General features: G+C 41.6%; 8 protein-coding genes. 1 reads left to right on the top strand and 7 read right to left on the bottom strand.

What is annotated here, in order from left to right:
* Nucleotides 1-44: 44 nt before the first annotated feature.
* The 5 genes from DSL64_RS14460 to DSL64_RS14480 all read right to left on the bottom strand — a co-directional run bounded on the left by DSL64_RS14460 (nucleotide 45) and on the right by DSL64_RS14480 (nucleotide 6185).
* A complete protein-coding gene (locus DSL64_RS14460) occupies nucleotides 45-494 on the bottom strand; it encodes a DUF4920 domain-containing protein (protein ID WP_115831614.1) in 450 nt (149 codons plus the stop codon).
* Between the two features lie 89 nt (nucleotides 495-583).
* Entirely contained in the window at nucleotides 584-4018 is a 3435-nt protein-coding gene (locus tag DSL64_RS14465; RefSeq protein WP_229217092.1) for a T9SS type B sorting domain-containing protein, read from the bottom strand.
* A gap of 22 nt (nucleotides 4019-4040) precedes the next feature.
* On the bottom strand, nucleotides 4041-4661 hold the full coding sequence (locus DSL64_RS14470) for an ABC transporter ATP-binding protein (protein WP_115831615.1): 621 nt from the start codon (nucleotides 4659-4661) through the stop codon (nucleotides 4041-4043).
* 82 nt (nucleotides 4662-4743) lie between these two features.
* The gene (locus tag DSL64_RS14475; RefSeq protein WP_115831616.1) at nucleotides 4744-5949 is read right to left on the bottom strand and encodes a hemolysin family protein; all 1206 of its coding nucleotides are present in this window, start codon (nucleotides 5947-5949) and stop codon (nucleotides 4744-4746) included.
* Nucleotides 5946-6185: a hypothetical protein gene (locus DSL64_RS14480; RefSeq protein ID WP_115831617.1), complete on the bottom strand. Its 240-nt coding sequence runs from the start codon at nucleotides 6183-6185 to the stop codon at nucleotides 5946-5948. Before DSL64_RS14480 ends, DSL64_RS14475 begins: the two co-directional genes overlap by 4 nt.
* A gap of 244 nt (nucleotides 6186-6429) precedes the next feature.
* Here DSL64_RS14480 and fbaA point away from each other — a divergent pair, with 244 nt between their 5' ends.
* On the top strand, nucleotides 6430-7509 hold the full coding sequence (fbaA, locus tag DSL64_RS14485) for a class II fructose-bisphosphate aldolase (protein WP_115831618.1): 1080 nt from the start codon (nucleotides 6430-6432) through the stop codon (nucleotides 7507-7509).
* A gap of 67 nt (nucleotides 7510-7576) precedes the next feature.
* Here the strand turns inward: fbaA and DSL64_RS14490 are convergent, their stop codons facing one another.
* Nucleotides 7577-7990: a putative toxin-antitoxin system toxin component, PIN family gene (locus tag DSL64_RS14490; RefSeq protein ID WP_115831619.1), complete on the bottom strand. Its 414-nt coding sequence runs from the start codon at nucleotides 7988-7990 to the stop codon at nucleotides 7577-7579.
* Nucleotides 7980-8207 (bottom strand): hypothetical protein, encoded by a 228-nt coding sequence (locus tag DSL64_RS14495; protein WP_115831620.1) that lies wholly within the window; start codon nucleotides 8205-8207, stop codon nucleotides 7980-7982. The genes DSL64_RS14490 and DSL64_RS14495 overlap by 11 nt, the downstream gene beginning before the upstream one ends.
* Nucleotides 8208-8375 lie beyond the last annotated feature (168 nt).

Below are 8375 nucleotides of genomic sequence, written 5' to 3' on the forward strand. Positions count from 1 at the left end.
AAAAGTGCCCTCAAATCTATTAATACCCACTTGGGCGGCAATATTTATTTTACCAAAACGCCATCGGCAATAAATGTAAGCTCTTGCTTTGGTTCTGTGATTTTAGCTATTTCCTCTTTACTCTTACCTGCATCCTGTGCATAGTGCTGCAAGTGCTCAACAGGAACCAGTTTCTTCTGCGCTTCCCCTTCAAATACAACTGTCTTCCCGGATATATCCTTCGGTACAAAGAATCCATAATCTTTGAACATCACTCTCATCGTCTCGCCATTGTCAAGCTTCACCTTCATCCAGCAACCTTTTACCTGGCAAACCGACTCCACAGTACCTGTTACCTTCGCATTCATTTTCTCATCTTTGCCCATTTTGGCAGGAAGTGCAGTGGCAGCAATGGCTTTTTTATCATCAATTTTCTTCCCGAAACTATCTTCATTCTGTGCCTGCGCTGTTGCTAATGCAGTGATAAAGAATAAGATTGTGAATATTTTTTTCATCTTAAATGTATTTGATTTGTTTGCTTATGTAAAATTAATATAAATAAGGTGATCCAAAAATAATTGGAGCAATATCGTTCATTATCAACTTACTCCAATACTTCGAGCCACCCTTTACAATGTCTGCCATTGGGTGTATCCACTACATAAAAGTAGGTTCCATTGGAAATTCCCTTCCCCCAATCATTTTTGTAATCGGGATTGGTAAAAATTTTCTTACCCCAGCGGTTGTACACTTCTAGTGAAGAACCCGCAATAGGTACCACAAAAAAATCATTTTTCCCGTCGCCATTAGGTGTGATGACATTAGAAAGAATAAATGGCGGTTCTGCCTGTAACTGCTTCGTAACTGACAACGCACAACCGGCAGCATTATAGGCAGTCAGCGTTACAGCATAGGCACCAGGAGAATCATAAACAAAATTTTCAACGTGTAAATCGGATAACACACTACCCACGCCCATGTTCCATTCATACTGCAAAGACTCCGATCCCTGATTACGAAGTCCATAACTGAAAGGTTCATTACACGTTTCACCTGATCTTACAATTTCAAAATCAGGCTCAAAGGAGCGATCTACGCGAACTGTAATCTGGCGTAATGGTCTGCAACCATCCGCATAGACTCCTTCAATTGTATAAGTTGTCGTAACAGTTGGATTTACCTTTACTGTTTTCCCTACGGTCTCAGGAAAACCTGCAACCGCCAGCCAGCGATACCTGGCTGCCTCGCCGGTAACGGTCAATGTAGTTGTCGAACCCGCACAAATTTCAACATCAGGCATAGCCACAAAATCATTCTTTTTCTCCACGCTCACCTTCACCTCTCGTTCCACCTTACACCCTGCTGCACTACTGATTTCGACTTTATATGTGCCATTTTCAGTAACTGTAATCGTTGGGTTCGCTGTTTCCGGATTGACCATATCAGTGGACGGTGTCCATTTATAAGTTGCTCCTCCTGATGCACGAAGTTGTAACGTAGAATTTTCACACACTGTAGTGTCTCTGGAAACAGTTGCGTTGATGCTTTCTACCACGATTTTCTTCTGAGCCACATCCATTCGTTTACACGACAGCCGATTATATGCCCGGAGTGTAACCGTATATTCACCCGGATTTCTGAACACAAACTCAGCTCCGCCTTCTTCCCGTGAAATAGTACTACCGTTCACATCCCAGATATAATCGACTCCACCTTCACTCATATTTGCAAATGACAATGCAAGCGGAGCACAGCCTTTCAATACATCTTTGGTATCACCCTGATAAACATCAAAGTCGGCTTTCAGATGATCTATATCAATCTTGAATGCAGCATTATTACAATTCTCGCTGCGGTTTGTTCTTGACCAAGCCTGAGGCGTTACCGGAAAATTACTTCCTCCACAAGCACAGGTTGCGTGATAAATCACACCATTTTTATCAAACCGGCTTGTACCTCCATCGACATGATCACCCTGCGCACTCGTATTCAGGCTTCCAAAAAAAGTAGCATAAAGTAAGGATTTGGCACCTTCTTCCAGAATGGCTATATAGAAGTTGTTACCACTGGTTTGTCGCTGAATCGCATCCGTTGTAACCGGCAGCCCTCTTGTACTGCTTGCCGCATTATGAGATGAGACAACGTTAACATCCCCACCCCAGCCAGCGATATAAATATTTCCACATTCATTGACCAAAAAAGCTGTTGGCGAAATATCCGGAACTCCCCTTCCCGAACCGATTACGGCAGAAAGTACAGTCTTCGAAAGTCCCGCATCCAGCGCATGAATAAACTGACCGCTACCTGCATTGCTATACACTCCGGAACTGACAGGATAGGTACCGTACGTTGTCCCGTATACATACACATTCCCGGTTTGATCCAGATCCAATAAATAGGCTCCATCTTCCTTATCAGTTCCCAGATAACTCAGGTTTGTTAATTTCTGACCGGTGTACCTGGCAATAAAACCATCTTCCGTACCTTTCAGGGAAGTCTGATAAGCAGAGGTATGTGCTTTAAGATCTTTACTTTGGGTAATGCCAGCCACATATACATCACCTGTAGCTGTTACTTTAAGAGAGAAAGCAGCGTCGTGCCCGTCACCGCCCAGGTAAGTACTCCACAACAGAGATTCCAAATTAGACGAAAACTTGAACAAAACGCCATCTTGTCGCCCAGAGAGCGTCATTTTATCAGCGTTGCGAAGGGGGAAATTTCCGGAATTCGTAGACGTAACTGCGTAAATCTGATCATCCTTATCTACTACAACCTCACCTCTGAAGCTATCTCCATAATTCTTTACAGTAACTCCGGTTTCTGAAGTCAAACCATCATTCCCGCTACCGCCAAGATAACTGGACGCAAGTAATTGCTTACCATCTGCCGATAGCTTTGCCATAAAAATATCACTACCATTGGGCAGGTTTAGTCCTGAAATCGGAACCACAGCAGAACCACCTCCAAACTCTTTCTGAAAAGCAGAATTACTTACCGGAAAATTACGGGATGAGGTTGTACCCAGAATAATCAGCTCCTTTTTACTGTTGACAACCAGACTATTGGGAATGTCGGTACTACTTCCACCCAGATAAGTAGCATACAATAAGTTACTTCCGTCAGGACTGAATTTCATGACCGCTACATCTACCAATCCCTGGAATCTTACTTGAAAGGCTCCGGTAGTAGCCGGAAAATTTGTCCCGAATACCGTTCCGGCTGAGTACAGGTTTCCTTCGTCGTCGTAGGTTGCGGTATGGCCCCAGTTGTCGGCAGTAGAACCCGAATAGGTTGAAAAAATTAACTCCGGGTCTATAATCAGACTTTGTGATTTGTCGTAACCATCTGGTAACAGAAAAGAAAGAGTATTACCATCTTTCAAAGAAAATCCGGATTTTATTTCTACCGTTTTCTCCTTTCGCTTTTGAAATGAATAAGGCACATTCTCTTTAAATGTTGATAAAGGGGTTTTTACTACAACCTGGCCTTCACCATTAAGAGCCAAATCAGAAGCCCCTTCATATTTCATTGCTATATCTCCTACCCTGGCATCCGCACCTACAATAAACTCATACTTCAGCACTGCATTATGCATATATATTCTCAGGTTAATACCCGGATAAATATTTTCATACATTACTTCTTCGAATCCCTGTACATCTCCTGCAGAAGCTCCTTCACCTAAAAAGTAGCTGAATCTGGTTTGTACAGGTTTACTGGGTTTGAGCATGGTAGTAGCAGATGAGCCAACCATTTTCACTTCCACACCATGTGCTGTGATTGTGTTCACATCAGTTGCTCTCAGGTTACTATCAACAGTTCCTGTTCCCTTGCCATGCAATGTAGCTATTCTGGAAGCATCATAGAAAGTATAAACAAATGACTGTTTCTTCAAAAACAAAAAGCCACCGGGTACATCTGTACGAAAGAGTACATCAGCATCCCACTGGCCTTTATTTTGAACGAAATACATACCTCCCGCCCGAACGGCGATGGAGTAAAAAGTTAAAATCAGGAGAAACAGTATTTTTTTAATCATGCTTTCCCACTTTTTTAAAAGTCTATTTGAAGGCAGTAACAGAAATTATATTGTCACAAAAATCATATTCCTGCTTTACGTTTGAGCCAAGCAGGAGCGTCTGGTTTGCGGTATGTTTTATAACGTTATCAATATACCACTGAAAACCATTCGCATCCAAATTGGTTGTTGGTTCATCCAGAAATATAATCGGGACATCGGACATAAACGCCAGACCCAGCTTCAGCCTCTGCTTCATACCTGAGGAAAAATGCCGGATCAGCTTCCCACTGGCATGAGATAGCTGTATAAAATCCTCAAATTCTTCGAGAGATATGCCGTTTTTCAAAGGTTTGAAACTGGAATGAAACTGAACAAGTTCGCGGAGCGTCAATTCTTCAATCAGTTCCAGATAAGGCGCAGCGATAATAATATGTTTGTACCATTGATCTTCATCTACAGGTTTCCCATTATCATCAATATAACTGATCGCCCCTTCAGAAGCCGGGAACATGCCGGTGAGCATCTGTAAAAGCGTCGATTTTCCGCTTCCGTTTGGTCCTACGAATGTATATTTCTCTCCCGCAAGAATATCAAAACTTGCGTTTCGGAATATCCATTCCCTGACAAACTTTTTACCAATATTTTCAGCTGTAATTTTCAACTATTCTCATTTATTAATCCAGCAGGGCGCTGCCCTGCGCAGAGATATATTAGCCTTTCAGGCTATTCTTAATTCTTAATTCCTAACTCTTAACTCTTAATCCCTCACTCCTCTCCTCAATCTTCAACCTTACCAACTCAATTCTGGTATCCTGCATTGACACTACCTGGAAGGAATATGGAGGCAATTCAAGCGTGTCATTTACATCAGGTAAATCGCCGTGGTGATGAATGATCATCCCTGCCAGCGTATCGTAGTCTCCTTCCGGCAACTCCCAGCCATACTTTTCATTCAGATAGTCTATTTCGTGTCGGGCGCTGAGAATGTATGTCTGCGGATCAATCTCCTTTTCTGTCCAATCTTCGGTTGAATCATATTCATCCTGAATTTCCCCAAAAATTTGCTCCACTACATCCTCAACACTTACAAGCCCCGATGTACCACCAAATTCGTCAACCACCAGTGCTATGCTACGCCGCTCTTCCAAAAAACGTAACATCAGGTCGCGGGCTGGCATTGCCTCCGGAACAATAAGAATCGGCGTAATAATACTGCTGATATCCTTTGGTTTTTTAAACAACGACAAAGCATGACAATAGCCGAGTACGTCATCGACAGAATCACGATGGACAATGATTTTTGAATGCCCGCTTGATAAAAACGTTCTGCGAAGATCTTCAATGCCAGCATTAACGTTAACTGCCGAAATTTCCGTACGCGGAATCATGCAATCACGAATCCTTAGATCCTTAAAATCCAGAGCGTTAATAAACATACGCTCTTCCAGACTGTGATCGTCGAAGTCGGGATCGTCCGCAGATATGGCGTCGTCCCGCAATGAGGATGACAAAATATTTTCTTTCACAAAAGGCTCCACCATCCAGTAAAGTGGCGTCATAAGCCATTCTCCAAAACGAACCACCATTGAGCTGAGTCCAAGCAGATTTGGAAAGCTCCTTCCTACTTTCACCCAACCTGTGTAGGATAACATCCAAAACGCAGCCAGAATGAAGAATAATACAAAGAGGACAAAGTCTTCACCAAATCCACCTTCCGTAATGAATGCCGTGTATACGAATCCTGCCGCAGAAAAACAGCCTAAAGCGATCACGAGCAAACGCAACATTCTCAGGATTCTACGCCAGTAAAGTGTCTGATACATTTCCTCCGATTTCTCGTGTCTCAGTGAATACCGGTCAATAGAGATATCCAACAGCACTGACCGAACCGCTCCGTAATAACCGGCCAATACAAAAAACACAATCGAAGAAATAAAGAGAAGGATCATTTTTTCGCTGGTTTCGATGAAGAAAGCTTTTGGTTTTCTATTTCCTCAGTTTGCTTTTTCTTTAATTCCATAGAAGCTTTAAGGCGACGAAACTGAAAAACAAGAAGGCACATAACACTTAGAAGAAGCAGCCAGTAGCTTTCAAACATTCCGGCACGACGAAATTCTAATACCCAGACTGCGAAAAAACCAAGGGAAAGAGCTAATAGTATTGTTTTGACAAGCTTAAAATTCATATTCTGATCAGGATCTATTCAATCATAAAATAGCAGTCGCCGTTTTACGTTTTCAATGATTCTCAAAGATACGCAGATTGGTTTAAAATGCCGGAAAGCAAACCAATCTTCTGCACTTGCTATAATAACCTACGTATTTTCACATCAATTTCTGTAAAATACCTAACTTGCAGCGTTTCCCGCACGATTCAGCTCGAATATCTGAATTGTAAAATTATTTCTTGAAAAAATATCCTATTTTACTATGAGCGAAACCACAAAACGCTTTGCACCTGGTGTTGTTACCGGTGACGGAGTGAGCGAAATCTTCCGCCACGCTAATGAAAATAACTATGCCCTTCCGGCAGTTAACGTTGTAGGTACCAATTCTGTAAATGCAGTTCTGGAAACTGCCAAGGCAGTAAACAGCCCTGTTATCGTTCAGTTCTCTAACGGTGGTGCGAGCTTCTTCGCAGGAAAAAGCCTTTCAAATGCAAATCAGCAATCAGCAATAGCTGGTGGTATTTCAGGTGCGCAGCACGTTCACCAAATGGCTGCATTGTATGGTGTTCCTGTTATTTTACATACTGATCACTGCGCTAAAAAACTACTTCCATGGATAGATGGTTTATTGGAAGCTGGTGAAAGACATTTTGACCAATATGGTGTTCCTCTGTACAGCTCTCACATGCTGGATCTTTCAGAAGAGCCTTTGGAAGAAAATATTGAAATCTCGGCTAAATATTTCGAACGTATGGCCAAAATGGGCATGACAATCGAAATCGAGTTGGGCGTAACTGGTGGAGAAGAAGACGGTGTGGATAACACAGACGTTGACAGCTCTAAACTTTATACACAACCTGAAGAAGTTGCTTACGCTTACGAAGAGTTGCTTAAAATTTCTCCAAACTTTACCATTGCAGCTGCATTTGGTAATGTTCACGGTGTATACAAGCCAGGTAATGTGAAACTGGAGCCGAAAATTCTTCGCAATTCTCAGGATTTCATCAAACAGAAATTCGGAACAGGCGATCTTCCTGTAAACTTCGTATTCCACGGTGGATCAGGATCATCTCGTGAAGAAATTCGTGAGGCTATTGAATATGGTGCTATCAAAATGAACATTGATACCGATATGCAATGGTCTACATGGGAAGGAATTTTGGGTTATTATAAAGACAAAGAAGGATACCTTCAGACTCAGCTTGGAAACCCGGAAGGAGCAGATTCTCCAAACAAAAAATATTATGATCCACGTGTATGGCTGCGTAAAGGAGAGGAAAGCATGATTGCTCGTTTGAAACTTGCATTCGAAGACCTGAACTGCATCAATCAATTGGGATAACCTCCTGATTTATATAAAAAATGGCCTGCAAGTTCCGAATGAATTTGCAGGCCGTTTTTATTTTATTTCAAAACTGACTCAGAAAATCAGATGCATTCAAGATAGGGATGTTTCTGAAAGGATCTAGCACAAGGAGATCTTTATCTCCGGTTATTATACATGTGGCGTTTGCAGAAACAGTCAGGGAGAGATAAATATCATCTTTTGGATCACGACAAACAGAGACTAATTCATCAGCCTCTATAAAAGCTACAGAATCCCTAAAATCTTCCAGAAGTGAAATTCTTCTGGAAATACTGAGATACTTATCAAATTTTGGGCGCATTAAGACACTGGATATTTCGTTGTATATCTCTTTGCACACAATTACCAGTCCATCTTTTCTTGCTTTATCAAAGGCAGAAGCAGGTACAGAACCCCCTACTAGAAATGCACTTATAATAGTATTCGTATCAAGAATAAACAGATAATCACTCTTCATTTAACAATTTCTGAAGAATCTCTTCTGTAAGACCATTTGAAGCCGCTTCCTGTCTTGCCAGTTTTAGATTAAAATCTAGATCTCTCTCCCTGTTACCATCCAAAATTTCATCCAGCTTTTTCCCAAGATCTTTACCGACCTGATCTTTCACTTCAGGGGCAGCATCACGCCACTTTCGTGCTACGCGATCCTCCACTTCAATTACAATGCGATCCATATTTTAGTAAATTTAAAAGCTATGCTTACCAAATATACAAAAACAGACTTCAATATAATACTAATTTCAAAATAAAAAGTCGTATATTTACGTATGAAATATGCTGACATTATTAAGGAAAGCATTGCTGATCTCGTTCTACTGGAAAAGCGAGAAAAGAATGCAATG

The sequence above is a fragment of the Dyadobacter luteus genome (assembly GCF_003383615.1).
In the GTDB taxonomy this organism is placed as follows: domain Bacteria; phylum Bacteroidota; class Bacteroidia; order Cytophagales; family Spirosomataceae; genus Dyadobacter; species Dyadobacter luteus.